The organism is Micromonospora sp. NPDC007220 (assembly GCF_040634035.1).
GTDB classification, from domain to species: Bacteria; Actinomycetota; Actinomycetes; order Mycobacteriales; family Micromonosporaceae; genus Micromonospora; species Micromonospora reichwaldensis.
In genome coordinates this window covers 14,912-40,958 of record NZ_JBEYEU010000001.1, presented here as the reverse complement: position 1 = coordinate 40,958, position 26,047 = coordinate 14,912, and the positions used below count along the sequence as shown (strand labels likewise).

Here is a 26,047-nt window from a genome sequence, read left to right as displayed (position 1 = left end):
CCGGACTTGGCAGGGGCGTTCTCGTGCGCTAAGTTCTTCTCATATCGAGATGTTCTCAGAATGAGAGAGACATGGTTGACGAGCAGGACTTCCTGGCCGCGTACGACCCCGGGGCCTACCCGGCGGTCGCCGTGACCGTCGACGTGGTGGCGCTGACCATCCGGGACGGCGCGCTGCACCTGCTGCTGATCCGGCGCGGCCAGCCGCCCTTCGAGGGGCGGTGGGCGCTGCCCGGCGGCTTCGTCCGCCCCGACGAGGACCTCACCGCCGGCGCCCGACGGGAGCTGGCCGAGGAGACCGGGCTCGGCGGCGAGGGACTGCGCCGCGTACACCTGGAGCAGTTGGGCAGCTACGGCACCCCCGACCGCGACCCGCGCATGCGCGTCGTCTCGGTCGCCCACCTCGCGTTCGCCCCCGACCTGCCCGACCCGGCCGCCGGCACCGACGCCGACGAGGCCGGCTGGCTGCCGGTGACCGCGCTGGCCAACCGGCAGCTCGCCTTCGACCACGGCCGGATCATCGAAGACGCGCTGGAGCGGGCCCGGTCCAAGCTGGAATACACCCCGCTCGCCACGCGCTTCCTCGCCGGCGAGTTCACGATCAGCGAGCTGCGCGCCGTCTACGAGACGGTCTGGGGCCACCCGCTGCACGCCGGCAACTTCCACCGCAAGGTGCTCTCGGTGCCGGGCTTCGTCGAGAGCACCGGCACCAGCACCGAGCGCGGCGGCGCCCGGGGCGGCCCCCGCGCCAAGCTCTACCGGGCCGGCGACGCCCGGCTGCTGCACCCGGCGCTGCTGCGCCCCGCCCGGGAGGAGACGGTCCGATGAGGACCGCCGAAGCCGTCCGCCTGGTCGCGGCGGCCCGCACCGACGCCGACCTGTTCGGCACGGACCAGCCGGCCCGGCGCTACCGCGAGCTGGTCGCGGCCCTGCACCCCGACCGCCTGCCGGCCGACCCGGCGGTACGCGCCGAGGCCACCGACGCGTTCGTCCAGGTCACCACCCGCTGGCGGGCCCGGCAGGTCACCATCCTCGGCGACTACCGACTCGGCACGCCGGCCTACTCGGGCCACTTGGCCGACCTCTACGACGTCGGAGCCGACCGGCTGCTCAAGCTGCCCCGGCGACCCGCCGACAACGACCTGATGGCCCGCGAGGCGCACGCCCTGCGCACCATCGCCGAGCGCGGCGACCCGCGCTACCTGCCGTACGTGCCCCGGCTGGTCGAGGACTTCCGGCACCTCGACGCCGCGACCGGCGCCGAACGGCGGATCAACGTGCTCGCCTCCGCGCCCGGTTTGCACGACCTCACCGAGGTCCGGCGCGCGTACCCGGACGGGCTCGACGCCCGCGACGTGGCCTGGATGTGGCGCCGGCTGCTGGTGGCGCTCGGCCTGGCCCACGGGGCGGGCATCGTGCACGGCGCGGTCCTGCCGCCGCACGTGCTGATCGAGCCGGACGCGCACGGCGTGGTGCTTGTCGACTGGTGCTTCTCCGCCCCCGTCGGCGGCACCGTCCCGGCGCTGGTGCCCGGCTACGACGCGAACTGGTACCCCGACGAGATCCCCCGCAAGCGGCCCTGCGGGCCGGGCACCGACATCGCCATGGCCAGCGGATGCATGAGCTGGCTGATGGGACCGCGCGCGCCCCGCGAGCTGGACGCCTTCGCGCGGGGCTGCCGCCAGCGGGCCCTGGACGCCCGGCCCGACGACGCGTGGCGGCTGCTGCGCGAACTGGACGAGGTGCTGGACCGGCTCTACGGGCCACGCACCTTCCGACCCTTCACCCTCAACCCGTAAGGAGCTGTCATGGGCAGTGGAATGTGGTCCACCGACGTGTACGACGCCGCCGACCGCTACCGCCGGAAGACCGGCAAGAGCGCGTTCTCCTACAGCGACAGCGGGGCGCGCAAGGTGCACCCCGCCCTCGACCCGCGCGACGCGATGCGCGAGAGCCGGGACTCCGACGAGCACCCCCGGTCGACGCCCATCGCGGTGCTCTTCGACGTCACCGGCTCGATGCGCAACGTGCCGCGCGTCCTGCAGACCAAGCTGCCGCAGCTGCTCGGGCTGCTGCAACGGCAGGGCTACGCCAGCGATCCGCAGATCATGTTCGGCGCGATCGGCGACGCCACCTGCGACCGGGTGCCGTTGCAGGTCGGCCAGTTCGAGTCGGACAACCGGATGGACGACGACCTCGGCCGGATCGTCCTGGAGGGCGGCGGCGGCGGGCAGATGACCGAGTCGTACGAGCTGGCCATGTACTTCATGGCCCGGCACACCGTGACCGACTCCTGGGAGAAGCGCGGCCGGCGCGGCTACCTGTTCATCATCGGCGACGAGCTGGCGTACCCACAGGTGAAGGCCCGGGAGGTGGCCGGCGTCGTCGGCGACGACGTGCGCGAGGACGTGCCGCTGCGGCAGGTCGTCGACGAGCTGACCCGCCGCTGGGACACCTACTACCTGCTCCCCGCCGGTAGCCACTACTCGGGCAACGCCAAGGTGCTCGACTTCTGGCGGGACCTGCTCGGGCAGAACGCCGTCGTGCTGGACGACCTCGACGCGGTCTGCGAGACGATCGCGCTCACTGTCGGGCTCGGCGAGCAGGCCATCGACCTGGACGAGGGCCTGCGCGACCTCGACCGGGCCGGCTCGGGCGCCAGCGGCACCGTCTCCAAGGCGCTGGCCCGCCTGCGCGGGGGGCGGCGCGCCGAGGTGTCGACGCTGCCCGCGTTCCGCGACACCGGCGGCGAGGTGACCCGGCTGTGAACCACGTGACGGCGGTCGGCGGCGGCGGCTGCGGCAGCTCCGGCTGCGGCTGCCGCTGCGGCGGCGGGGAGGTCCGGTGAGCAGGCACGTCGCGGTGGTGGACCTCGGCTACGGCGACGCCGGCAAGGGCACGGTCGTGGACTGGCTCTGCGCCACCCGGCCCGTGCACACGGTGGTCCGCTTCAACGGGGGCGCGCAGGCGGCGCACAACGTCGTGCTGCGCGACGGCCGGCACCACACGTTCGCGCAGTTCGGCGCCGGCACGTTCCACCCCGGCGTCCGTACGCACCTGTCGCGGCACGTGGTGGTGGACCCGCTGGCGCTGGCCGCCGAGGCCGACCACCTCGCCTCGGTCGGGGTGCCCGACGCGCTCGACCGTCTGACCGTCGACGGGGAGGCGCTGCTCGCCACCCCGTACCACCGGGCCGCGAACCGGGCCCGGGAGATCGCCCGGGGAGCCGACCGGCACGGCTCCTGCGGGCTCGGGGTGGGCGAGACCGTCGCGTACGGTCTCGCCCACCCCTACGAGGCGCCCCGGGTGGCCGACTGCGCCGACCCGGCGCTGCTGCGGCGGCGGCTGACCGCCCTGCGGGACCGGTTGACCGCCGAGCTCGGCCCGCTGGACGCGCCGCCCGTCGCCGACTGCCTGCCCGCGTTCACCGGCTTCGCCGGGCGGGTCGCGATCGTCGACCGGAGCTGGCTGGCCGGGGCGCTGCGGGCCGGCACCTGCGTCTTCGAGGGCGCGCAGGGGGTGCTGCTCGACGAGTGGCACGGCTTCCACCCGTACACGACGTGGAGCACCACCACCTTCGCCAGCGTGGACGGCCTGCTCGCCGAGGCGGGCCAAGCCGGCGACGTCACCCGGATCGGGGTGCTGCGCGTGGTCACCACCCGGCACGGGCCCGGCCCGCTGGTGACCGAGGACCCGGCCCTGCCGCTGGCCGACCCGCACAACCCGACGAACCCGTGGCAGGGCCGGTTCCGGTTCGGCCACTTCGACGCGGTCGCCCACCGGTACGCCCTCGCCGCGGCCGGCGGGGTCGACGGCCTGGCGCTCACCCACCTCGACCTCGCCGGTCCCGGGCTGCGGCTCTGCCGCCGCTACGACACCACCGACCGGCTCACCCCGGGCCCGCCCGGCGACCTGGACCGGCAGGCCGCGCTCACCGCCAGCCTGCTGCGCGCCCGCCCCGTGTACGACGACGCCCCGCCGCCCGACTGGGCGGCGGCGGTGCGGGAGGAGCTGGGCGCGCCCGTGGTGCTGACCTCCCGGGGCCCCACCGCCGACGACAAGACGCCGCACGGCCCGCTGCTCGCCCCGCGCCCCCTCGCGCCGGCCGGAACGCCCGCCGAGGCGTCGGCGTGACGCCGGGCCGCGCCGGAGCCCCGAGCGGGGCGATCCGGCGACTCGACCACCGGGCGGGTCGCACCCGACGAGCATGGGAGGCATGGAGTCCGTGCTCGACCTGCTCCGGCAGCTGGTCGCCTCACCGTGGGTGTACCTGCTGATCTTCGGGCTCACCGCGGTCGACGCGTTCTTCCCCGCCGTACCCGGCGAGACGGCCGTGATCACCGCCGCGGTGCTCGCCACGGGCGGCAACCCCGACCTGGGGTGGGTGATCGTCGCCGCCGCGCTCGGGGCATGCGTCGGCGACCACGTCTCGTACGCCATCGGGCGCGGCGGCGGCGCGAGCCGGCTCGCCCGCTTCCCGGCGGACAGCCGGCGCCGGGCCAGTTCCGAGTGGGCCCGGCGGGCGGTGCACCAGCGCGGCGGGCTGATCCTGACCACGTCCCGGTACGTCCCCGGTGGCCGGACGGCGGTCACCCTCACCATGGGCGCGGTCCGCTACCCGCTCCGGTCGTTCCTGCTCTTCGACGCCATCGCGGCGGTGAGCTGGGCGCTCTACTGCACCCTGCTCGGCTACTTCGGCGGGCTGGCCTTCGAACGCGACCCGGTCAAGGGCATCCTCGCCGGCGTGGGCCTCTCGCTGGCGATCACCCTGCTGCTGGAGTCCGCCCGCTGGCTGTACCACCGCCGGCGCCGCGCCACATCCCACCGCTGAACGCGCGACCGTGGAGCCGCCGCCGCTCAGCCGGGGGTGACCCGTGGGTGCCAGGTGACGCCGTGCAGGAGTTGACCGGCACCGAGCCAGGCGACGTTCATCATCCGGGTGGCGGTCTTCTCCGGGTCGGCCTCCGGGTGGTCGGCGAGCCAGTCCGCCAGCGACTCGGTCGCCCCCACCAGGGCGTACGCGACGACCTCCAGGTCGGTCTCGCCCACCTCGCGGCCCTCGGCGCGCAGCGCGTGGTCGAGCATCCCGGCGACCACCTCGACCAGCCGGGCCCGCATGCCGGCCAGCTCGCCGGCGAAGGGCTGCTCGCCCCGGGCCTGCCGGTAGAGCACCGCCCATCCGTCGCGGTGCGCCCCGACGAAGCCGAAGAAGGCGCGAAGCCCGCGCCAGAGCCGCTCGTCGGCAGGCAGCTCGGGGGCGGCCGCCCCGGCGATGGCCTGCATCATCCGGGTGCCCTCCCGGTGCAGGCAGGCGACGAAGAGTTCTTCCTTCGTGCCGAGGTACGCGTAGACCATGGGCTTGGAGATGCCGGCGTCCTCGGCGATCTCGTCCATGCTGGCCGCGTGGAAGCCCCTGCGTGAGAACATTTTCACGGCCGCGTCGAGCATCTGCTGCTCGCGTACGGCGCGGGGGAGGCGCTTGAAGGTGGGTGGGGTGGACACCTTGCGAGCATACCTACTCGCCCGTAAGGTTACGCACGAGTAGCCAATACCCGGAAGGTGCAGCCCCATGACTGACTTCGACCCGGCCAACTTCGCGAACGTCGGCCCCAAGGAGTTCGCCCAGCTGGTCAAGTCCACCCCGGACGACAAGATCGCCGAGGTGATGTCCGGCGACCTGCGCGGCAAGATCCTCGGCGAGGTCTTCGGCCGGATGCCGCAGCTCTTCCGCGCCGACCGGGCCGGCTCGACCAACGCGGTCATCCACTGGAACATCACCGGCCGTCCCGACGGGGGCACCGACACCTACGAGGTGGTCGTCGCGGACGGCGCCTGCACCGTCAACGAGACCCCGCAGCACGACCCGAAGCTCAGCCTCACGATGGGCCCGGTCGAGTTCCTGAAGATCGTCTCCGGTGGCGCGAACCCCGTCATGATGTTCATGACCGGCAAGCTCAAGGCCAAGGGCGACCTGGGCCTGGCCGCCAACATCGCCAACCTGTTCGACATCCCCAAGGCCTGACATGGCCGAGTTCTCGCTAGACCTGAACGAGGAACAGCGGGATCTGCGCGACTGGGTGCACGGCTTCGCCGCCGAGGTCGTGCGCCCGGCCGCGGCCGAGTGGGACGCCCGGGAGGAGACCCCCTGGCCGATCATCCAGGAGGCGGCGAAGGTCGGCCTCTACGGCTTCGAGTTCCTCGCCACCTGCTGGGCCGACCCCACCGGCCTCTCCCTCCCGATCGCCAGCGAGGAACTCTTCTGGGGTGACGCCGGCATCGGGCTGGGCATCTTCGGCACCTCCCTCGCGGTGGCCGCGATCTACGGCGCCGGCACCCCCGACCAGATGGTCGAATGGGTGCCGCAGTGCTTCGGCACCGTCGACGAGCCGGCCGTCGCCGCGTTCTGCACCACCGAGCCCGAGGCCGGCTCCGACGTCGGCGCGATGCGCACCCGGGCCGTCTACGACGAGGCGAGCGACGAGTGGGTGCTCAGCGGGCAGAAGGCGTACGCCACGAACGGCGGGATCGCCGGGGTGCACGTGGTCACCGCCTCGGTCGACCCGACGCTCGGCTCCCGCGGGCAGGCGGCGTTCGTCGTACCGCCGGGCACCGCCGGCCTGGCCGCGACCCGCAAGCTGCGCAAGCTGGGCCTGCGCGCGTCGCACACCGCCGACGTCTTCCTCGACGACGTACGCGTGCCGGGGCGCTGCCTGCTCGGCGGCCGGGAGGCCCTGCTCGAACGGCTCGACCGGGCCCGCTCCGGCAAGCGCGTCTCGGGCCAGGCCGCGATGCGCACCTTCGAGCTCTCCCGACCCACCGTCGGCGCGCAGGCGCTGGGCGTGGCCCGGGCCGCCTACGAGTACGCCCTGGACTACGCGAAGGAGCGGGTCCAGTTCGGCCGCCCGATCATCGAGAACCAGGCGGTCGCGTTCGCGCTGGCCGACATGAAGATGGAGATCGACGCCGCCCGGCTGCTGGTCTGGCGGGCCTCCTGGATGGGCCGCAACAACCGGCCCTTCACGGCCGGCGAGGGCTCGATGTCCAAGCTGAAGGCCGGTGAGGTGGCCGTCTCCGTCACCGACAGGGCCGTGCAACTGCTCGGCGGGGCCGGCTTCCTGCGGGACCACCCGGTCGAGCGCTGGTACCGGGACGCCAAGATCTACACCATCTTCGAGGGCACCTCCGAGATCCAGCGGCTGGTCATCTCCCGGGCCATCTCCGGCGTCCAGATCCGCTGACCGACCGCCGGCGCCGTCGCCGTCCAGGGGGCCGCACCAGGCCCGGACGTCCGCCGCGCCCGTACCGCTGCGCGCTCAATCTCCAGATCGCCCGCGTGGGGCCCCCGGCCCGGGGGCCCCACGCGCACCGCACGAGGAGGCCGCGTCATGGACCTGCCGTTCGTCGTCGCCACCCTGACCCGACGCGGGCTGCTCGCCCCCGGCCGACCGATCCGCGTCGCCTCGCAGCTCCAGGCGCTGCGCAGGTGGGGCTGGAACATCGCCGGCGAGCTGCGCCAGGCCGCCGCCCGCGACCCCGACCGGGCGGCCGTCGTCGACGAGCAGGGCACCGGCCTGACGTACGCCGAGCTGCTCGACCGGTCGGAGCAGCTGGCCCGGGGAATGCGGACGGCCCTCGGGGTGCGACCCGGGGACCGGGTCGGCGTGCTCTGCCGCAACCACCACGGCCTGGTCGAGACGATCGTGGCCGCCACCCTGCTCGGCGCGGACGCGGTGCTGGTCAACACCGGGCTCTCCGCCGGGCAGCTCGCCACCGTCGCGCAGGAGCAGCGGCTGCGGGTGCTGGCGCACGACGCCGAGTTCGCCGACCGGGTCGCCAACCTCCCCGCCGAGGTGCAGCGGCTCGACGAGCGCGCCCGGGAGGCGCTCGTCGTCGGCGCGGTCCCCGGCGAGCTGCGTCCCCCCGAGTGCGACGGCCGGATCATCGTGCTCACCTCCGGCACCACCGGCGTCCCCAAGGGCGCCCGGCGCCCCACCCCGAACGGGTTCGGCCCGCTGGTCTCCATCATCGACCGGATCCCGCTGCACGCCCGGGACACCGTCATGATCGCCGCGCCGCTCTTCCACACCTGGGGGTACGCGGCCCTCCAGGTCTGCTTCGCCCTGCGGGCCACGGTCGTGCTGCACCGCCGGTTCGAGCCGGCCGCCACGCTGGCCGCCCTCGTGGCGCAGCGCTGCGACGCGCTCTTCGCCGTGCCGGTGATGCTGCAACGGCTGCTGGAGGTGCCGCCGCCGGACCCCCGTCCCTCGCTGAAGGTGGTCGCGGCCAGCGGTTCCGCGCTGCCGGGCGGCCTCGCCCTGCGGTTCATGGACGTCTACGGCGATGTGCTGCACAACCTCTACGGCTCCACCGAGGTCTCGTGGGCGTCCATCGCCGGCCCCGCCGACCTGCGCGCGGCTCCGACCACCGCTGGCCGCCCGCCGCACGGCACCCGGCTGGAGATCCTCGACGCGGCCGGCGAGCCGGTGCCGGCCGGGCAGGTCGGCCGGATCTTCGTCGGCAACGAGATGCTCTTCGAGGGCTACACCTCCGGGGCCGTCCGGGAGCACCGCGACGGCCTGCTCGACACCGGCGACCTGGGGCGGCTCGACGCCGACGGGCTGCTCTTCGTCGACGGCCGGGCCGACGACATGATCGTCTCCGGCGGGGAGAACGTCTTCCCGGCCGAGGTGGAGGACCTGATCGCCCGGCTGCCGCAGGTACGCGAGGCCGCCGTGATCGGCGTACCGGATCAGGAGTACGGCCAGCGTCTCGCCGCGTTCCTCGCCCTGCACCCCGGCGAGACGCTCGACCCGGAGGCGGTCCGCGAATACGTCCGGCACTACCTGGCCCGGTTCTCCGTACCCCGCGACGTGGTCTTCGTGAAGTACCTGCCCCGCAACGCCACGGGCAAGGTGCTGGCCCGCGAGCTGCGCCGCTACTACGGCTGACCGTTCCCCGCCCGTTACTGCCCGGATGCCCGGCCGCCCCTAGGCTGACGGCACCATGATCGGCTCCGGACCACGCCGCCGTGCCCGTCACCGCCACCATCCCCGTCACCGCCAGCCGGGACCACGGATGGCACCGCTGCTGCTGGTCGAAGCGGCGACCCTGCTCTCCAACACCGGCAACGGGGTGGCCAACATCGCCCTGCCCTGGCTGGTGCTGGAACGTACCGGCAGCGCCACCGCGGCCGGCGTGGTCGCGGCGGCCGCCGCGCTGCCGATGCTGCTGTCCGGCCTCGTCTCCGGCACCATCGTGGACCTGCTCGGTCGGCGGCGTACGGCGCTGGTCTCCGACACGCTCTCCGCCGCCTCGGTCGCCGCGATCCCCGTGGTCGACGCCCTGCTCGGGCTGAACCTCGGCTGGATCGTGGCGCTGGCCGTGCTCGGCGCGGTGTTCGATCCGGCCGGGCTGACCGCCCGGGAGACACTGCTGCCGGCCGCCGCACAGGCCGCCCGCTGGCGGATCGAACGGGCCAACGGGGTGCACGAGGCGGTCTGGGGGCTCGCCTTCCTGATCGGGCCCGGCGTCGGCGGCATCCTCATCGCCGCGATCGGCCCCGGCCCGACGCTCTGGGTCACCGCCGCCGGGTTCGCGCTGGCCGTCGTGATGATCGCCGCCGTCCGGCTGCCCGGGGCCGGCCGCCCCGAACGCCCCCCGGAGGGCCTGTGGCAGGGCACCGCCGAGGGCCTGCGGTTCGTCTGGCGGGACAAGCTGCTGCGCACCATCGCGCTGCTCACGATGGTGCTGGCCGCGCTCTACCTGCCGGTCGAGGGCGTGCTGCTGCCGGCGTGGTTCGTGGCCCAGGGAGAGCCGGCCCGGCTCGGCGCGATCCTGATGGCGATGAGCGCCGCGGGCGTGATCGGAGCGCTCGCCTCCAGCGCGGCGGGGCGGCGGGTCCGTCGCCGTACCCTGCTGGTGGCCTCCCTGCTGGTCATCGGGGTGTCGCTGGTCGGCCTGGCCACCCTGCCCCCGTTCCCGGCCATGATCGGCTTCGCCGCCGGGATCGGGCTCGCGTACGGGCCGGTCAACCCGCTGTCCAACTACGCCATGCAGACCCGCACCCCGGAGCGCCTGCGCGGCCGGGTGGTCGGGGTGATGACCTCGTTCGCGTACGCGGCCGGCCCGGCCGGTTACCTGCTCGCCGGGCCGCTGGTGGAACGGATCGGGCTACGCCCCGCGTTCCTGGCGCTGGCCGGGGCGCTGCTGCTGGCGGTGCTGGTCGCCGCGCCGCTGCCGGTGCTGCGGGCGCTGGACGATCCACCCCGCTACCCACCCGCCCCGCCCGGCGGCCCGGGCGACCGGGCGGAGGAGCTCGTGCCCCTCAACAGCCAGTACGCCTCCGCGACGCGCCGGGACACGCCCCGCGTACAGGGGCGCGTCCGGGTCGAGGGGCTGTGGACGCCCGCCACGCACCGGGACGCGCCCGTGCGGGGGTGACGGCCCCGGGTCAGGGATGCAGCATCAGCCCGGGCCAGCGGTTCCAGCCGCGCCCCGACGTACTCGCGGTAGCCCTCGATGTCGGCAGGCGATCCCGCCGCCTCCTCGCCGCACCGCTCAGACGGAGGCGAGGCGGGTGTGGGTTGCCCGGTCAGCCCGGAATCGTGATCCGACCCTCGACGGCGGCGGAGGCGATGTCGGTGCGGTGGTGCGAGCCGGCCAGCTCCACCCCGGCGACCAGCGCGTACGCGGCGTCCCGGGCGGTGGGCAGGTCGACGCCCGTGGCGGTGGCGCAGAGCACCCGGCCGCCGGAGGAGAGCAGCGCCCCGTCGGCGCCCCGTCGGGTGCCGGCGTGGATGATCCCCGGCCCCTCGCCCCCGGTGATCACGTCGCCGGTGCGCGGGGCGGCCGGGTAGCCCTCGGCGGCCACCACGACCGTGACGCCGGCACCGTCGCGCCAGCGCAGCGGCGGGTGCCCGGCCAGCGTGCAGGTCGCGGCGGCGTGCAGCAGCCCGGCCAGCGGGGTCTCCAGCAGCGCCAGCACCACCTGCGTCTCCGGGTCACCGAAGCGGGCGTTGAACTCGATCACCCGGGGGCCCTCGGCGGTGATCGCCAGCCCGACGTAGAGCAGCCCCGCGAACGGGGTGCCCCGCCGGGCCATCTCCGCCAGGGTCGGGTGCACGACGTCGCGCATGACCTCGTCGACAAGTCCGGACGGCGCCCAGGGCAGCGGCGCGTACGCCCCCATGCCGCCGGTGTTCGGGCCGGTGTCGCCGTCGCCGACCCGCTTGAAGTCCTGCGCCGGCAGCAGCGGCACCGCCGCCTCGCCGTCGGTGACCACGAAGAGGGAGACCTCCGGGCCGGACAGGTATTCCTCGACGACGACCCGGCCGCACTCCTCGGCGTGCCGCAGCGCGGCGGCGCGGTCGTCGGTCACCACGACGCCCTTGCCGGCGGCGAGCCCGTCGTTCTTCACCACGTACGGCGCGCCGAACTCGTCCAGCGCCCTGCCGGTGCTCTCCGCGTCCGTGCAGGTGTACGCGCGGGCGGTCGGTACGCCTGCGGCAGTCATCACGTCCTTGGCGAACGTCTTCGAGCCCTCCAGCCGGGCAGCCTCGGCGGACGGCCCGAAGGCGGCGATCCCCTTGGCGCGTACGGCGTCGGCGACCCCGGCCACCAGCGGCGCCTCCGGCCCGATCACCACCAGGTCGGCCCCGGTCTCCACCGCCAGCGCGGCAACGCCCGCCGGATCGCACGGATCGACGGCCCGCACCGAGGCGACCGAGGCGATCCCGGGATTACCGGGCGCCGCGATCAACTGCTCGACGGCCGGATCCGCAGCCAACCCGAGCGCGAGCGCATGCTCCCGCCCCCCACCACCAAGAAGAAGAACCCGCACACCGGCATCCTACTGACCCCCACCCCCACCCCGTTGATCATGAAGTTTGCGTCCCATTTCCGCCCCAGGACGGGCCAGAACCTCTTGATCACGCCGAGCGGGTGGGTCAGTCGGGGCGTAGGGCCGCTTTGACCGTGTTCGGGATGTAGTCGGGACGCAGCGTGTCGGCCCAGGTGAAGCGGAGGATCCGCCAACCGGCGTTGACCAGCCGGTTCTGCCGCGCCCGGTCCTCGAAGACCGCCCCGGGCGTGTGGTGGGGGGCCTGTCCGTCCGCCTCGGCGATCACCCGCGCCGCCCGCCAACCGAGGTCGCCGATGCCGAGCAGGTAGCCGTCCCCGTCGCGGACCTCCAACTGAAGTACGTCGGGCGGTACGCCACCGTCGACGCACCGCAGCCTCGTCCGGGCCTCCAGCGGGGACTGCGCCCGCCCGTCGGCCTCAGCCATGTGACGGCGGGCCGCGACGGCTCCCCTACGGCCCACGAGAAGGGCCGGCATCCGGGCCAGGTCGGGCCCGGTGACAACCCGCCGATTCAGCGCGGAGTCGAGCACGCACACCGCCGAGTAACGGTCCACCCGGAGGATGACATCGGCCAACGTTCGCAGCGGGGTGGTCACGGGCATCCCGGCGACCTCGCCCACGGCGTGGGGATCGATGGTGAGCTGGTGCACCACGACGTCAGGGTCGGTGATCCGCTGTGGGCGTGGCCGGTTCGGCGGCAGGGACACGTGGATGGCGGACGCCGGACGGAGCCCGGCGATCCGATGCAACTCGGCGGCGGTGTCGAGAACGACGACCGAACCCGGCCCGAGGATGGCGACCGCAGCCCGGACGCGGGCTCTACGCAGTGCCGCAGGGCTCAACTCGGGGGCCGGCACGAAGCAGCCCCTCGCCACCCGGAGCCAACGGCCCGAGCGACACAGGTGCCGGATCTGGCTCCGGCTGAAGCCGGCGGACAACGCTTGGGCGGCCGTCACCACCCCGTCCTGGCGACCGGCGATGCGGCGGAGAACATCGACACTCACCCCACCACGATGACGGCCCGCCCGCGCTCCGCACCGCCCCTGTGGACAACCCCGCCCCTCCTGTGGACACGCCCACCCTCTCCACGTTGATCAAGAGGTTTGCGTCCGGATCCAGGCCGGACCAGGACACAAACCTCTTGATCAACCGCGCAGGCGGGCGGAGGGCCGGGTTGGGGGTTGGGGTTAGGGGTTAGGGGAGGAGGGGGTGGCGGAGGACGTTTTCCTCGCGGCCCGGGCCCACGCCCACGACGCTCACCCTGGTGCCGCAGAGTTCCTCGATACGGGCGACGTAGCGGCGGGCGTTCTCCGGGAGCTCGTCCTCGGTCCTCGCCTTGGTGATGTCCTCCCACCAGCCGTCGAGCTCCTCGTAGATCGGAGTCGCGTGGTGGAAGTCGGTCTGGGTCATCGGCATGTCGTCGAAGCGCTCGCCGTTGATCTCGTACCCGACGCAGATCGGCACCTTCGGCAGGCCGGTGAGCACGTCCAGCTTGGTGACGACCAGGTCGGTGACGCCGTTGAGGCGGCAGGCGTACCGGGCGACGACGGCGTCGAACCAGCCGCAGCGCCGCTCCCGGCCGGTGGTGGTGCCGTACTCGTGGCCGATCTTGCGTAGGTGCTGCCCGTTGTCGTCGAAGAGCTCCGTCGGGAACGGCCCGCTGCCGACGCGCGTGGTGTACGCCTTGCTGACCGCGATCACCTTGCTGATCGCGGTCGGCGGGATGCCGGCGCCCACGCAGGCCCCGCCTGCCGTCGGGTTCGACGAGGTCACGAAGGGGTACGTGCCGTGGTCCATGTCGAGCATGGTGGCCTGGGCGCCCTCCAGCAGGACCGTCTCGCCGCGGTCCAGCGCGTCCCAGAGCATGACCCGGGTCTCGGCGATGTACGGCTTGAGCCGCTCCGCGTACCGCAGGTATTCCTCGACGGTCTCCTCGACGTCGATCGCCTTGCGGTTGTAGATCTTGAACAGGAGCTGGTTCTTCTCGCGCAGCGCCAGTTCCAGCTTCTTGCGCAGGATGCCCGGGTCGAGCAGGTCCTGCAGCCGGATGCCCATCCGGGCGACCTTGTCCCCGTACGCGGGGCCGATGCCCCGGCCGGTGGTGCCGATGCGGGAGCTGCCGAGGTAGCGCTCGACGACCCGGTCGAGAGCCCGGTGGTGCGGCATGATCAGGTGCGCGTCGCCGGAGATCCGCAGGCGGCTGACGTCGACACCGCGCTCGGCGAGCCCGTCGATCTCGGCCAGCAGCACCTTCGGGTCGACCACGACACCGTTGCCGATGACGATCATCGCGCTCGGGGAGAGCGCACCCGACGGCATCAGGTGCAGCGCGTACTTCTGGCCGTCCGGCGTGATCACCGTGTGGCCGGCGTTGTTGCCGCCGGAGTAGCGCACGACGTAGTCGACCCGCCCACCCAGCAGGTCGGTAACCTTGCCCTTGCCCTCGTCGCCCCACTGGGCACCGAGGAGCACGATCGCTGGCATCTCTTCGCCTCCAGAAGGCTCGGGTGCCAGGTGGCGACCGGTCAGCGAGCCCGGGGTGTCAGGCTAACAAGTAGTGGCGGCGCGGCCGGCAGGGGTCGCGTCGGGAGGCAGGAGGCCTTTCCGTGTACGACGTGGTGCTGCTCACCCTCGGCTCGGACCGCGACGCGTCCGGCGGGGCCTGCGGCAGCGGCGGCTGCGGCGCGGCGCCTCAGGAGGGGGCCGTCCCGACCGCCGCCGACGCGACCGACGGCACGACGACCGACGTTGGCGCCCCCGCCAGCGGCACGACCGACGGCGGCACGACAGCCAGCCGCGCGACGGCCGACGCCTGCGCGGCCGGTGACGCGACAGCGGACGGGCGCTGCGACACCCCGCGGGTGCCGGTGCTGGCCTGCGCGGACGCGCTCACCGCCCGGGGCGCCCGGGTCGAGACGGTCACCGCCCGCTCCGACGCCGAGATCGACGAGGTGCTGGCCCGGTTCGACGGCCCGCCCCGCCCGGACGGCCTCACCTGGCCCGACCCGGACTCCAAGGCCCGGCTCGTGGTCGCCGCGGCCAGCGACGCCCAGTTGCGCGCCGTCGTGCGCCGGCTCGTCCGGCGGTACGCCCCACCGCCCAGCCGCCGTCCCGACGACCTGCCCGGCAACCGGACGGTGCCTGACCTGCCGCCGATCGGCGTACTCCCGCTCGATCCGGCACGGGGCACGACGCACCGTGACCTGGCGGCGCAGCTCGGGCTGCCCCGCGACCCGGCGGCGGTGGCCGCCGCGGTGCTGGACGGCACGCCCCGCCGGCTCGACCTGCTGCGCAACGACGGCGGCTCGGTGACCCTGGACGGTGCGCTCCTCGGCGCCGCCGACGACAGCGGCCGGCCGCTGCACTGGCGCGGGCGGGTGGAGGTGGACGACGCTGTGCTCTCGAACGGCGACGATCCGCTGCTGGCCTGCGCGATCGGCAACGCGGGCGGGTACGCCCGGCTCGACGACGTGGCCCTGCTCGGCGACCCGGACCCGACGGACGGGCTGGTCGAGGTGGCGGTCGCCGTTCCCGTGGTGACCCGCTCGGCGTTGGGCAGGAAGCGGGTCCGGCTGGAGGTACGACGCGCCCGGGGGCGGGCCGTGGCCGTGCTGCCCCGCGAGGGGAAGGTCCCGTTCCTCGACGACGGGGCCGAGGGCGAGCTGAGCCGGAAGCGGTCCTGGTGGACCGAGCCGGGTGCCTGGGCGGTCTGGGCGGGCTGACCTCGGCGTCCCCGACGCGACCGACGCGGCCGGCCCGCGACGGCCGACCCGGCGCGGTCACTGGGCCTATCCTCGGCAGGAGGAATGGGGAGGAACCGTGGTGGACGAGAACGTCGACCGGGTCCACGGGCCCGGCCAGCAGCCGATGCCGGAGCGGGACATCGAACCACTCTGGCCGCCGGAGCAGATCGACGGCACCGACACACCGCCCTGGGCGTCGACTGCCGCGCCCGCGTCCCCCGTCCCGCCCCAGGGCCGGCCGGGTCACCCACCCTCGCCGGCCGACTACCCGTCCCTGCACGGCGGGGTGCCGCTCCCCGACGCGGGGGCGACCGCCCCGCAGGGCGCGAACACCGGCTGGTCGCCCCCACCACCCGCACTCCCGAGCCACCCTCAGGCCGCAGTCCCGGGGCCCTCACCGGCCGCGATCCCCGGACCTCCACCGGCCGCGATCCCAGGGCCTCCGCCCACCGCAGCCCCGGGGCCTCCACCGGCCGTGGCCCCTGGGCCTCCACCGGCCGTGGCCCCTGGGCCTCCGCATGCCGCCGCCTCGGGCCGTCCAGCGACCGGGGCCCCGGCCCGTCCACCGGTCGAGGCCTCTGGTCCCCCACCGGCCACGGCGTCGGGATGGGGGCCGGACGCCTCGGCCTGGGCACCGCCGACGCCCACCGCGCAGGCCACACCGGCCACCCCGAACGCCCCCACGGGCCCGACGGTCCCGCCGGTCCCGATCCCAGGCCCGAGCCCGACCCCAGGCCCGAACTCGACCTCTGGCCCGACCCCGGGCCCAGGCCTCGGCGCGGTCGGTGAGCCTGCCCCCGGCTCTGCCGGCGACCGCATGGCGGTCGGGGCGGGCAGAGGTCCGTCGGTGGCCGCCGGAGGTGGCGTACCGGCTCCTCGGGCTCCGCAGACCGGGCCCGCCCGGGTCGACCTCGACATGCCCTTCAGCCTCGACCAGCCGGTCGTACCCGTTCCGGTGGCGTCCCCGCAGCCCGTGGGCACCGCCCGGACCGACACAGCGCCGGCCAACTCGACTCGTCCCAGCGGTCCGGGCGAGCCGGCCCAGGGGTTCGCCAAGCGGCAGGACGGCGCCTCGCCGGACGCCACGGCCGACGCCTTCCCGGGTGGTCGGCCGTCGTCCCACGACACGGCGCCCGGCCCCGGCGGATCCGCCGGGGCTGACGGCCTCCACCGGACCGGCGACGCCCCGACGGCCGGCTCGCCGGCTATGGGCGGGAACGGGACCGGCGGCCCGGCGAACGGGAGCATCATCAGCAGCCCTGCGAATGGGAGTAGCGGCGTCCCGACGGAGGGCAGTGCCGGCGGTTCGGCGGATGACGGTTCCGACGGCCCGGCGAAGGGCAGTGCCGGCGGTCCGACGCACGGGGGTGCCGGCGGTCCGACGCACGGGGGTGCCGGTAGTGCCGCGAATGACGGTGCCGGCGCTCCCGCGAACGGGGGTGCCGGCGGGGCGGCGACGGGCGGCGGCCAGGCCAACGGCGGCGGGGCGCGAATGCCGGCCGAGTCGCCATGGGCGCAGCCGCCGCAGCGGCCCGCCACGGCGGCCGTCGAGCCCGGACCGGGACCCGGCGCGACCGATCCCGCGCCCACGCACCAGGGCGCCGCGCTCCGACGGACCCTCCACCACCAGCAACCGGCCCAGCCAGGCCCGGCCGGCCAGGCCCTCCCCCCGCCGGATCCGGCCGACCAGGGCCCACTCCAGCAGGCCCCGCCCCTGGCGGGTGCGCCCCAGGTGCCGTTCCCACGCGATTCGGCTGGGCAGGGCGTGCCGGTCAGCCCCACGCCGAGCCCTGCGCCGAACCCCGGGCGCGAGCCGGCGACGCCACGGCAGAGCTTCGAACCCGCCCCGGCAACGACACAGCAGAACTTCGGACCCGCCCCGGCGACGACACAGCAGGGCCTGGGACCGGACCATGCGGCGGCGCAGCAGGACTTCGGGGCCGACCCGGCGGCGGCACAGCAGTCCGCGCCGCCCGGGCCCTACCCACCGCAGCAGGGCGGCCCCTACCCGGCGCAGCAGGGCGGTCCGCCGGGGCCGTACCCGCCGCAGCAGGGCGCGACGCCGCCCGGGCCGTACCCGCCCGGCTGGTATCCGCCGCCCTGGCAGCAGGCCGTCCCGGGGGGCCACGCCCCGGCTCCGCAGCAGGCGTACCAGCCGGCGGAGGGGGTCGTCGCGGTGCCGCCGGCACAGCCCGACCCGAACTGGCGCCCGGCGATCACCGACCCGCCGACGGCCGAGGACTTCGCGCGCCGCCGGCAGGTCCGGCCCGCCGACCCGGTGGCCACGATGGGCGTACGGGCGGTGGCCAACCGGATGGGGCTGCGGCTGCCGCCCGGGCGGCACGAGCAGGAGATGCGGCGGGACATCGAGACGGTACGCCGCAACTTCGGCGGGCTGCGCCAGGTGACCGTGGTGAACCCGAAGGGCGGGGCCGGCAAGACGGTGGCCATCCTGCTGCTGGCGATGACGTTCGGCCAGAAGCGCGGCGGCTACGTGCTGGCCTGGGACAACAACGAGACCCAGGGCACCCTCGGGATGCGCGCCCAGCAGGACTTCCACTCCCGTACGGTGCGGGACATGCTGCGGGACCTGGGCCAGTTCCAGGGCGCGCACGGGCGGGTGGGCGACCTGTCGCAGTACGTCCGCTCGCAGGGCGAGGGGATGTTCGACGTCCTCGCCTCGGACGAGTCGGCCACGGGTGGCGAGATGCTCACCGCCGCCGCCTTCGCCGAGATCCGCGAGGTGGTCAGCCGGTTCTACAAGTTGATCTTCGTGGACACGGGCAACAACGTCCGGGCCCAGAACTGGCAGGCCGCCATGGACGCCACCGACCAGTTGGTGGTCACCATGTCGGCCCGCAACGACTCGGCGGAGACGGCCGCCCGGATGCTGGACCACCTGGAACAGAGCGGCCGGCAGCGGCTGGTACGGCAGGCGGTCACCGTGGTCTCCATGCCGCCGTCGCGCAAGGAGATCGACCTGCCGGCGATCCAGGAGCACTTCGCGGCGCGCACCCGGGCGGTGCTGCTCGCGCCGTACGAGCGGCTCATCGACACCGGCGAGCCGATCCGGTACGGGGGGCTCTCCGCGGCCGCCCGGGACGCCTGGCTGAAGATCGCCGCCGCCGTCGCGGAGGGGCTGTAGGCCCTCGCCCGGCGCGGCGGGATGGTGGACTTGGACGAGCCGACGGCCGGCGGGACTGACGCCGTGCCGGCCGTCGGCTCGGACGTCAGTTGCTCGCGAGCGCGTCCGCGGCGGCCGGGTCGCAGTCGCGGAGGAACTGGGCGCAGCGGGCCGCCTCGTCCGCCTCGCCGATCTCGTCGGCGGCCCGGGACAGCACGTAGAGGCAGCGCAGGAAGCCCTGGTTCGGCTCGTGCGACCACGGCACCGGACCGAATCCCTTCCAGCCGCTGCGGCGCAGCTGGTCCAGGCCCCGGTGGTAGCCGGTGCGCGCGTAGGCGTACGCCGGGATGACCTGGCCGGCGGCGAAAGCCCGCGCGGCCAGCGCACCCCAGCCGGCGCTGTAGGTCGGGAAGCGCGCCGCCACCTGGGCGTACGCCTCGTCGCTGCCGGCCTGCTCGGCGGCGGCCAGGGCGGCGTCGGCCTCGTCGTGCGCGGGGAGGAGAGTGGCCGGTGGTTCCGGCAACAGGTTCTGCATCGCCCCATTCAACCCGCTTCGCCCAGGGGCGCGCGAGGGGGTTGGGCGAGCCGACTGGCTGAACGGCTGAGGAGTTGGTCACGCCTGCGGCCCATGCCCCGGGCAGATGCTTTCGACTACAACTATTGGTCGGGAGCCTCCCCAGGACCCGGTACCGCGGAAGCCCGGTGGTCACGGCCGCCGGGCTCCCGTCGGTCCAGCGCGGGTGCGGTGCCGCGCGGGTCGGGCGACCTCCGGCGGCAGGATCGCCGGAGCGCGGAGGGCTCCCAGGTTTGGCCGGTTGACCCGGCGGGGCAGGATGGCCAGGGTGCCGACCCCACCTCCCGCGGACGTCATCGAGCCGCACACCTGCACCGACGAGATCGAGACCCGCGCCGAGTTCGACCGGCGGCTGACCACCGGCAGCCTCGTCGGGCTGACCGTGCAGGGGCTACGGCTCGACCTCGATCCCGTCCCCGACCTCACCGCCGTCGAGGTGACCGGCACCCTCTTCGTGGGCTGCCGCTTCGCCTCCCGGGAGGTCGGCGCCGACCTGGTCCGGCGCGGCGCGAACGTGGTGCCGCCGTTCTCCGGGCTGCCCTACCCGACCCAGCCGTCCCACCTCTACACCCCGGAGGAGCTGGCCGCCGGCTTCGCCGAGGGCGGGTTCGCCGGGATGTACGACACCCGCGTCTACGAGCACTTCCGGGCGCACGGCGGGGCGCTGCCGGACGTCCGGGAGGCGCTCGGTCAACGGCTGCACGACCACGGCGTGGACAACGCGCTGGCCGACGCCACCCGCGCCTGGCTGGCCACCCACGGGCCGCAGTCGGTGGTCGGCATCATGGGCGGCCACGCGGTGCCGCGCGGCAGCGCGCCGTACCGGATGGCGGCGGTGCTGGGCTGGGAGCTGGCGCGGGCCGACCGGCTGGTGGTGACCGGCGGCGGCCCCGGGGTGATGGAGGCCGCCAACCTCGGCGCCCACCTCGCGCTGCGGCCGGTCGAGGACCTGGACGCCGCGATCGACCTGCTGGCCGGGGCGCCGGACTTCACCGACCACGACCGCTACACGGCGGCGGCGCTGCAAGTCCGGGAGCGCTACGGCCAGCCGGTGGTGCCGCCCCGGCCCCGGGCCGCCGACCCCGGCAGCGCGTCCCGCGCCGACTCGGCCGCACTGGCCGGCGGCGACGTGGACTGGGCGCGTGCCGGCGGGCTGGCCATCCCGACCTGGCTGTACGGGCACGAGCCGGCGAACCTGTTCGCCGGCCGGATCGCCAAGTACTTCTCCAACGCCATCCGCGAGGACACCATCCTGCGGCTGGCCCGGGGCGGGATCGTCTTCGCCCCCGGCCGGGCGGGCACCGTGCAGGAGGTGTTCCAGGCCGCCACGAAGACCTACTACGGCACCGACGGGGCCAGCGGCGCGTACGTCTTCCTGGACCGCGCGTACTGGACGGACGAGCTTCCGGTGGAGTCGCTGCTGCGGCCGCTGCTGGGCGCCTCGCCGTTCGGCGACCTGTCGTCCTCCGTGCACCTCACGGACGACGTCCACGAGGCGGTCCGGGTGCTCACCGCCGGCTAGGACGGGCACCTTCCTGTCGCATTCCGATGTGCGAGGTGCCCTTCCTGACCGAAGCGACGGCCGGCTCCCCGGGTGGGGAGCCGGCCGTCGGCGGTACGCGTCAGTGCGTCACTGTGCTGAGTGGAGGCCGCTCAGCGCGTCACTTGGCCAGCGTGGTGCCGGACGAGCGCAGGTGCTCGCAGGCCTCCGCCACGCGGGCGGCCATGCCGGCCTCGGCGGCCTTGCCCCAGACCCGCGGGTCGTACAGCTTCTTGCTGCCGACCTCGCCGTCCACCTTGAGCACGCCGTCGTAGTTGCGGAACATGTGGTCCGCGACCGGCCGGGTGAAGGTGTACTGGGTGTCGGTGTCGATGTTCATCTTCACCACGCCGTAGTCCAGCGCCTCGCGGATCTCCGAGAGCAGCGAGCCGGACCCGCCGTGGAAGACCAGGCTGAGCGGCTTCTCCTTGCCGTACTTGGCGCCGACCGCCTCCTGGATCTGGTTGAGGATCTCGGGGCGGAGCTTGACGTTGCCCGGCTTGTAGACGCCGTGCACGTTGCCGAAGGTCAGCGCCGCCATGTAGCGGCCCTTCTCGCCCAGGCCGAGCGCCTCGACCATGGCCAGGCCGTCCTCGACCGTGGTGTAGAGCTTGTCGTTGATGGCGTTCTCGACGCCATCCTCCTCGCCGCCGACCACGCCGACCTCGATCTCAAGGACGATCTTGGCCTCGGCGGCCCGGTCGAGCAGCTCGGCCGCGATCTCCAGGTTCTCCGCCACGGGCACGGCCGAGCCGTCCCACATGTGCGACTGGAACAGCGGCTCCTGGCCGGCGGCCACCCGCTCCTTGGAGATCTGCATGAGCGGCCGGACGAACTTGTCCAGCTTCTCCTGCGGGCAGTGGTCGGTGTGCAGGGCGATGTTGACCGGGTACTTCTTGGCCACCTCGTGCGCGTACGCGGCGAACGCCACCGCGCCGGTGACCATGTCCTTGACGGAGGAGCCGGAAAGGTATTCCGCGCCACCGGTCGAGACCTGGATGATGCCGTCGCTCTCCGCGTCGGCGAAGCCCTTCAGCGCCGCGTTCAGGGTCTGCGAGGACGTCACGTTGATCGCGGGGTACGCGTACCGGCCGGCCTTGGCGCGGTCCAGCATCTCCGCGTAGGTCTCGGGGGAAGCGATGGGCATGTCGAACGCTCCTTACTTACCGCTGTCGGCCGTCACCGGCCGCTGTTGTCCCTGGGTGCGCCGGACCGCGCTGTCCACCGTCGGCAGTATCCCGTAGAAGACCGGTGCCGGCACAACCGACCCGGTACGCGCCCGGTCCCTGGCCACCGCCCCACCGCCCCTCCCACCTGTCGGGCGCGGAAGACGCCGATCAGCCAGGTCGCCACGGCCAGCACGACGGCACCCCGGGACGCGGCCGCGCGACGGCGGCGGCCGACCGGATCAGGAAGCCCACCGTCCCATCCTGGCACCGGGGGCGGCGGCCGGTGGGTCGATTCGGTCGACTCGGCTTCCGAGCGGCGGGCGGGCGCAACCCGTACGGTGTGTGGGGAACTGTCCGCTGAGATCCCGGGAGGGACTGATATGGGTCAGCCCGAAGAGGACTTCGCACCCAGCGACCACCTCAGCCCCGAGGAACGCGACATGGAGGCGGAGCCGGCCGACGCGATCGAGCAGGCCGCCGCGATCGACCCCGGCGACGCCGACACCGAGCCGCACCGTGGCCTGGAGGTCGACGACTGGGACGCGATGGAGCAGGCCCGGGTGGTCGCCCCCGACGAGGAGGACTACCGCTGAGTCGTACGCGGGCCGGCCGCCTCCGGACGATCCCGGTGACGGCCGGCCCGCGCGTCAGCGGATGCGGTTGACCCGTTCCGGATGCTGCGCCACCCACTGCGCCAGCCGGTCCTCCCGCAGCGCGGCCAGGAACGCGGGGGCTTCCTCCGGGTCCGGTGACAGTCGCCAGCCGAGGCCCTCGGGCGGCCCGACCGGAAGACTGAGCCCGATCGGGTCGACGGACCTCAGATCCGGAAGCACCTTCAGCAGATCCACCAGCGGCGAGCCGTCACTGCCCACGACCAGCTCCGCGCCGACGGTGCCGACCAGGGCGAGGAGCCTGACCGGGTCGGTCAGCACCCCCTGCTCGCCGGCCCGCCGGATCAGCCCGGCGGCGAAGAGCTGCGCGTGCCGGTCCCGGTCGAGCCCGCCCTCGGGCAGTTCCCGCCGCTGCCGCAGCAGGTCGACCGAGGCGGCGCCGTCGAGCCGTTGGCAGCCGCTCGGGAAGACCCGCTTCGTGTGCATGGATGGCACCTCGCGCGGCAGGCAGACCTCCACGCCATCGACCTCGTCGGTGAGCCGGCGCAGCACCGGGTAGGTGAGCACCGCGCCGGCGTTCACGCGTACGCCGGTCAGGTCGGCGACCACCTGGCGGGTCAGCAGGTAGCCGCCTCCCAGGTCGGGCCGGCCCTTGCCGGCGCCGTACAGGAAGGCGGCGTTGAGCTTGTCGATCCCGCGACCGGGAATCGGCACCGCCAGGTCGCGGGGCAGCGAGATGAGGTACGGCCGGCTGCGGTCCGCCGGTATGTGCACCAGCAGGACGGAGTCCGCCAGCCGGGTGGGCTCCTTCGCCGTACCGTCCACGCCGAGCAGCAGGATGTTCAGCGCGCCCGTCGGTGCCGGTCCGGCGGGCTCGGCGAGCAGGGTGGCGTCCTCGGCGACCCGGTCCGGCGTGAGCTGTGGCACCCCGATGCCCAGCACGCCGAGCAGGGCCAGCGCGACACCGCCGGCCCGGAGCCGCAGCCGGCGACGGCGGCGGGCAGCCGCGAGCCGGTCGATGGCGGACCGCAGCGGGCCGGCGGGCGGGGTCAGGGCCTCGTGCCGGGCGAAGGCGGCCCGCAGTTCGTCCTCGATCATGAGCAGGCCTCCACGTGTTCGGCGCGCAGCGTGGCCAGGGCGCGGGAGATGGACGAGCGGACGGTCCCGACGGCGCAGCCGAGGATGTCGGCGATCTCCGCGTCGGGCAGGTCCTCGTAGTAGCGCAGCACCAGCGTGGCCCGCTGCCGGCGCGGCAGTCCGGACAGCCAGGACCAGACCTGGTCCCGGTCGACGGCGTGCTGGGCGTGGTCGGCCCGCACCGGCACCGCGTCGTCGGGCTCGGCGCGTAGCAGCACCCGCCGCATCCAGGAACCCCGCCGCCAGTCGACGTACTGGTTGGTCAGCATCCGGCGGACGTAGCGCTCGGGCGAGTCGGCGCGGGCCACCCGGCGCCAGTTGAGCTGGACCCGGACCATGGTGTCCTGCACCAGGTCCTGCGCCTGGTGCGGGTCGCCGGTCAGCATGACCGCGTACCGCAGCAGCGCGGCCAGCCGTGAGTCGGCGAACTCCTCGTACGTCACTGCACCTCCCGGACTCCTGCTCCTGATGACGGATGCGGGCGGCCGGAACGTTGCGGCGATCCTGTTCAGCCGTTCGGTCGATGTTTGCCCGCCGGAGGCCGAGCGGGCAGCGGCGGTTCTTAAGGAGTCCTTAAGATCCGCTGGCCACTCCTGGCATTCCCACGGGAGGAACCCCCCACATGCTCAAGCACTCCACTCGGCGCTGGCTGGCCGGGCTGGGCGTCGCAGGCGCGCTCGTCGCCGCCTCCGCCTCCCCCGCCGCCGCCGAGGACACCGATGTCGAGCTCGGCGTCTACTTCAGCGACCTGACCGTCGCGGCGGGATCCGAGGGCAAGTACGAATCGCCCCTCATGTTCGCCTCCGAGCCCGTCACCGTGTTCGGCCTGACGGCCCGGTTCGACTACCGCGACTTCGCGGACAAGGTGCAGATCAAGTCGGAGTTCGAGTCCGAGTGCACGTCGCCGGAGGCGGGCGTCCTGGTGTGCACGGACCTCTTCGAGCACGACCTGTACGACTGGGCCTCCGGCTACTTCAACGTGGCCGTCGTGCCCACGGCGGAGGCGAAGGACGGTGACGCCGGCAAGGTCAAGGTCACGGTGAGCGCCGACGGCCTGGCGCCGACGAGCCACACGTCGCAGATCCGGATCGGTGAGGGCGTCGACTTGGCCGGCGGCACGGAGACGGAGGTCTCGGTGGCACCGGGCAGCCGGTTCACCGCGCCGATCGTGCTCGGCAACGCCGGTCAGACCACCGCGAAGGGCGCGGTCGCCGTCTTCGACAACGACCACGCCATCCGTGCCGACAAGCGGCACAGCAACTGCACCTACGAGGGCGACTACCTCCGCACCTGCCGCTTCTCGGCCGACGTGGCCCCGGGGGCCGTCCACTCGGGTTCCCTGGCGTACCAGCTGGGCGCGGACACCTACGCCCCGGGTAGGGACTACGGCTACTACAACTGGATGACTGTCGCCGAGTTCGAGGACTTCAGCAAGTACCTGACCGACAACGGCGTCTCCGTCGGCAAGCCGGGTGACGGCGAGCCCCTGAGCCTCTCGGCTCCGAACGTCCGGGCCCGCTCGTCCCAGGTCGACATCAACCCGGAGAACAACTGGTCGAGCCTGGAGGTCACCGCCACCGGCACGAACGGCACCGACCTCGAAGCCGTCGGCGACTCGGTGACGGCGAAGGCGGGCGAGCGGGTCACCGCGACCGTAGGTTTCCGCAACAACGGTCCTGCCACCCTCGACTACCAGCGCGGCGGGTCCTCCGTGACCTACATGGAGGTCGCGATTCCCGAGGGCACCACCGCGGTCGACGCCCCCGACGAGTGCATGCCCGTGAAGGGCGAGGACCAGGGCGAGCCGGGCGAGCCGGGCGCCCGCACCTACTTCTGCTACGCCCAGCCGCTCCTCAAGGCCGGCGACGCGGAGACCTTCGAGTTCGGACTCCGGATCGACAAGGTCGTCGCCAACGCGACCGGCACCGTCGACATCAACATCCCGTGCCAGTGCGACGGGGGCTTCTCCAAGGACCTGAAGCCGGCCAACGACACCGCCAAGCTCCTGGTGAACGCGGCCGGCAACGGCGGCGGCAGCGGAGGCGGTGACGGTGACGGTGACGGCGGCACGCTGCCGATCACCGGTGAGTCCACCGGCCTGATCGCCGGCATCGGCGGGCTGCTGCTCGTCGCCGGCGTCGGCGGCTACGTGGTCACCAAGCGCCGCAAGACCCACTTCGTCGCCTGACCCACCCGCACCCCCGGTGCCCCGCCGCCCCCAGGCCGGCGGGGCACCACCATTTCCACCCACCCCACCCCACTCCCAGCCACCCACCCCGACGCCACGCCCC

General features: G+C 74.1%; 21 protein-coding genes and 1 pseudogene. 14 read left to right on the top strand and 8 right to left on the bottom strand.

Annotated elements, in window-relative coordinates:
• Window positions 1–71: 71 nt before the first annotated feature.
• The 5 genes from ABZ573_RS00190 to ABZ573_RS00170 all read left to right on the top strand — a co-directional run bounded on the left by ABZ573_RS00190 (window position 72) and on the right by ABZ573_RS00170 (window position 4,830).
• The gene (locus tag ABZ573_RS00190) at window positions 72–827 is read left to right on the top strand and encodes an NUDIX domain-containing protein (protein WP_358114197.1); all 756 of its coding nucleotides are present in this window, start codon (window positions 72–74) and stop codon (window positions 825–827) included.
• Window positions 824–1,798 carry a J domain-containing protein gene (locus tag ABZ573_RS00185; protein WP_358114194.1) on the top strand — a complete coding sequence of 325 codons (975 nt, stop codon included), beginning with the start codon at window positions 824–826 and terminating at the stop codon, window positions 1,796–1,798. The genes ABZ573_RS00190 and ABZ573_RS00185 overlap by 4 nt, the downstream gene beginning before the upstream one ends.
• A 9-nt stretch (window positions 1,799–1,807) precedes the next feature.
• Window positions 1,808–2,767: a hypothetical protein gene (locus ABZ573_RS00180; RefSeq protein WP_358114191.1), complete on the top strand. Its 960-nt coding sequence runs from the start codon at window positions 1,808–1,810 to the stop codon at window positions 2,765–2,767.
• A 76-nt stretch (window positions 2,768–2,843) separates the two neighbouring features.
• Window positions 2,844–4,133 (top strand): adenylosuccinate synthetase, encoded by a 1,290-nt coding sequence (locus ABZ573_RS00175; RefSeq protein ID WP_358114188.1) that lies wholly within the window; start codon window positions 2,844–2,846, stop codon window positions 4,131–4,133.
• 82 nt (window positions 4,134–4,215) lie between these two features.
• Entirely contained in the window at window positions 4,216–4,830 is a 615-nt protein-coding gene (locus ABZ573_RS00170) for a DedA family protein (RefSeq protein ID WP_151455557.1), read from the top strand.
• A 26-nt stretch (window positions 4,831–4,856) separates the two neighbouring features.
• Here the strand turns inward: ABZ573_RS00170 and ABZ573_RS00165 are convergent, their stop codons facing one another.
• On the bottom strand, window positions 4,857–5,501 hold the full coding sequence (locus tag ABZ573_RS00165) for a TetR/AcrR family transcriptional regulator (RefSeq protein WP_358114184.1): 645 nt from the start codon (window positions 5,499–5,501) through the stop codon (window positions 4,857–4,859).
• A 67-nt stretch (window positions 5,502–5,568) separates the two neighbouring features.
• Here ABZ573_RS00165 and ABZ573_RS00160 point away from each other — a divergent pair, with 67 nt between their 5' ends.
• The 4 genes from ABZ573_RS00160 to ABZ573_RS00145 all read left to right on the top strand — a co-directional run bounded on the left by ABZ573_RS00160 (window position 5,569) and on the right by ABZ573_RS00145 (window position 10,439).
• A complete protein-coding gene (locus ABZ573_RS00160; protein WP_151455555.1) occupies window positions 5,569–6,021 on the top strand; it encodes an SCP2 sterol-binding domain-containing protein in 453 nt (150 codons plus the stop codon).
• 1 nt (window position 6,022) lies between these two features.
• A complete protein-coding gene (locus ABZ573_RS00155; RefSeq protein WP_151455554.1) occupies window positions 6,023–7,237 on the top strand; it encodes an acyl-CoA dehydrogenase family protein in 1,215 nt (404 codons plus the stop codon).
• Between the two features lie 147 nt (window positions 7,238–7,384).
• A complete protein-coding gene (locus tag ABZ573_RS00150) occupies window positions 7,385–8,947 on the top strand; it encodes an AMP-binding protein (protein WP_358114180.1) in 1,563 nt (520 codons plus the stop codon).
• A 127-nt stretch (window positions 8,948–9,074) separates the two neighbouring features.
• Window positions 9,075–10,439 (top strand): MFS transporter, encoded by a 1,365-nt coding sequence (locus tag ABZ573_RS00145; protein ID WP_358114177.1) that lies wholly within the window; start codon window positions 9,075–9,077, stop codon window positions 10,437–10,439.
• Window positions 10,440–10,590: 151 nt separating this feature from the next.
• On the opposite strand, the gene purD is transcribed toward ABZ573_RS00145, so the two are convergent.
• The 3 genes from purD to ABZ573_RS00130 all read right to left on the bottom strand — a co-directional run bounded on the left by purD (window position 10,591) and on the right by ABZ573_RS00130 (window position 14,342).
• Window positions 10,591–11,838, bottom strand: coding sequence for a phosphoribosylamine--glycine ligase (gene purD, locus ABZ573_RS00140; protein ID WP_151457823.1), 1,248 nt, complete (start codon window positions 11,836–11,838; stop codon window positions 10,591–10,593).
• 106 nt (window positions 11,839–11,944) lie between these two features.
• Window positions 11,945–12,862 (bottom strand): type IV toxin-antitoxin system AbiEi family antitoxin domain-containing protein, encoded by a 918-nt coding sequence (locus tag ABZ573_RS00135; protein WP_358114173.1) that lies wholly within the window; start codon window positions 12,860–12,862, stop codon window positions 11,945–11,947.
• 190 nt (window positions 12,863–13,052) lie between these two features.
• Window positions 13,053–14,342 carry an adenylosuccinate synthase gene (locus ABZ573_RS00130; RefSeq protein ID WP_327030141.1) on the bottom strand — a complete coding sequence of 430 codons (1,290 nt, stop codon included), beginning with the start codon at window positions 14,340–14,342 and terminating at the stop codon, window positions 13,053–13,055.
• Window positions 14,343–14,464: 122 nt separating this feature from the next.
• On the opposite strand from ABZ573_RS00130, the gene ABZ573_RS00125 reads away from it, so the two are divergent.
• Window positions 14,465–15,580, top strand: coding sequence for a hypothetical protein (locus ABZ573_RS00125; protein WP_358114170.1), 1,116 nt, complete (start codon window positions 14,465–14,467; stop codon window positions 15,578–15,580).
• 2,152 nt (window positions 15,581–17,732) lie between these two features.
• Window positions 17,733–18,746: pseudogene (locus tag ABZ573_RS00120) on the top strand (ParA family protein); the annotation flags it as partial.
• A gap of 85 nt (window positions 18,747–18,831) precedes the next feature.
• Here the strand turns inward: ABZ573_RS00120 and ABZ573_RS00115 are convergent.
• Complete coding sequence (locus ABZ573_RS00115) at window positions 18,832–19,260, bottom strand: DUF3151 domain-containing protein (RefSeq protein WP_132235196.1); 429 nt, start codon at window positions 19,258–19,260, stop codon at window positions 18,832–18,834.
• Window positions 19,261–19,558: 298 nt separating this feature from the next.
• Here ABZ573_RS00115 and ABZ573_RS00110 point away from each other — a divergent pair, with 298 nt between their 5' ends.
• Complete coding sequence (locus ABZ573_RS00110; protein WP_358114167.1) at window positions 19,559–20,821, top strand: hypothetical protein; 1,263 nt, start codon at window positions 19,559–19,561, stop codon at window positions 20,819–20,821.
• 139 nt (window positions 20,822–20,960) lie between these two features.
• On the opposite strand, the gene fbaA is transcribed toward ABZ573_RS00110, so the two are convergent.
• Window positions 20,961–21,986, bottom strand: a complete 1,026-nt coding sequence (fbaA, locus tag ABZ573_RS00105; protein WP_327030138.1) for a class II fructose-bisphosphate aldolase — start codon at window positions 21,984–21,986, stop codon at window positions 20,961–20,963.
• A 402-nt stretch (window positions 21,987–22,388) separates the two neighbouring features.
• Here fbaA and ABZ573_RS00100 point away from each other — a divergent pair, with 402 nt between their 5' ends.
• Window positions 22,389–22,601, top strand: a complete 213-nt coding sequence (locus ABZ573_RS00100) for a hypothetical protein (RefSeq protein WP_151456894.1) — start codon at window positions 22,389–22,391, stop codon at window positions 22,599–22,601.
• Between the two features lie 54 nt (window positions 22,602–22,655).
• Here the strand turns inward: ABZ573_RS00100 and ABZ573_RS00095 are convergent, their stop codons facing one another.
• Window positions 22,656–23,717: an LCP family protein gene (locus tag ABZ573_RS00095; protein WP_358114163.1), complete on the bottom strand. Its 1,062-nt coding sequence runs from the start codon at window positions 23,715–23,717 to the stop codon at window positions 22,656–22,658.
• Window positions 23,714–24,199, bottom strand: a complete 486-nt coding sequence (locus ABZ573_RS00090) for a SigE family RNA polymerase sigma factor (RefSeq protein WP_151456896.1) — start codon at window positions 24,197–24,199, stop codon at window positions 23,714–23,716. The genes ABZ573_RS00095 and ABZ573_RS00090 overlap by 4 nt, the downstream gene beginning before the upstream one ends.
• A 179-nt stretch (window positions 24,200–24,378) precedes the next feature.
• On the opposite strand from ABZ573_RS00090, the gene ABZ573_RS00085 reads away from it, so the two are divergent.
• On the top strand, window positions 24,379–25,944 hold the full coding sequence (locus ABZ573_RS00085) for an LPXTG cell wall anchor domain-containing protein (RefSeq protein WP_358114159.1): 1,566 nt from the start codon (window positions 24,379–24,381) through the stop codon (window positions 25,942–25,944).
• Window positions 25,945–26,047 lie beyond the last annotated feature (103 nt).

Excerpts from the sequence above, each read along its gene's own strand:
- ABZ573_RS00190 (WP_358114197.1), top strand. The coding sequence starts at position 72 with ATGGTTGACGAGCAGGACTTCCTGGCCGCGTACGACCCCGGGGCCTAC.
- ABZ573_RS00085 (WP_358114159.1), top strand. The coding sequence starts at position 24,379 with ATGCTCAAGCACTCCACTCGGCGCTGGCTGGCCGGGCTGGGCGTCGCA.
- ABZ573_RS00150 (WP_358114180.1), top strand. The coding sequence starts at position 7,385 with ATGGACCTGCCGTTCGTCGTCGCCACCCTGACCCGACGCGGGCTGCTC.
- ABZ573_RS00130 (WP_327030141.1), bottom strand. The coding sequence starts at position 14,342 with ATGCCAGCGATCGTGCTCCTCGGTGCCCAGTGGGGCGACGAGGGCAAG.
- ABZ573_RS00160 (WP_151455555.1), top strand. The coding sequence starts at position 5,569 with ATGACTGACTTCGACCCGGCCAACTTCGCGAACGTCGGCCCCAAGGAG.
- ABZ573_RS00095 (WP_358114163.1), bottom strand. The coding sequence starts at position 23,717 with ATGATCGAGGACGAACTGCGGGCCGCCTTCGCCCGGCACGAGGCCCTG.
- ABZ573_RS00100 (WP_151456894.1), top strand. The coding sequence starts at position 22,389 with ATGGGTCAGCCCGAAGAGGACTTCGCACCCAGCGACCACCTCAGCCCC.
- ABZ573_RS00155 (WP_151455554.1), top strand. The coding sequence starts at position 6,023 with ATGGCCGAGTTCTCGCTAGACCTGAACGAGGAACAGCGGGATCTGCGC.
- ABZ573_RS00185 (WP_358114194.1), top strand. The coding sequence starts at position 824 with ATGAGGACCGCCGAAGCCGTCCGCCTGGTCGCGGCGGCCCGCACCGAC.
- ABZ573_RS00110 (WP_358114167.1), top strand. The coding sequence starts at position 19,559 with ATGGCCAGGGTGCCGACCCCACCTCCCGCGGACGTCATCGAGCCGCAC.
- ABZ573_RS00145 (WP_358114177.1), top strand. The coding sequence starts at position 9,075 with ATGGCACCGCTGCTGCTGGTCGAAGCGGCGACCCTGCTCTCCAACACC.
- fbaA (WP_327030138.1), bottom strand. The coding sequence starts at position 21,986 with ATGCCCATCGCTTCCCCCGAGACCTACGCGGAGATGCTGGACCGCGCC.
- ABZ573_RS00115 (WP_132235196.1), bottom strand. The coding sequence starts at position 19,260 with ATGCAGAACCTGTTGCCGGAACCACCGGCCACTCTCCTCCCCGCGCAC.
- ABZ573_RS00180 (WP_358114191.1), top strand. The coding sequence starts at position 1,808 with ATGGGCAGTGGAATGTGGTCCACCGACGTGTACGACGCCGCCGACCGC.
- ABZ573_RS00170 (WP_151455557.1), top strand. The coding sequence starts at position 4,216 with ATGGAGTCCGTGCTCGACCTGCTCCGGCAGCTGGTCGCCTCACCGTGG.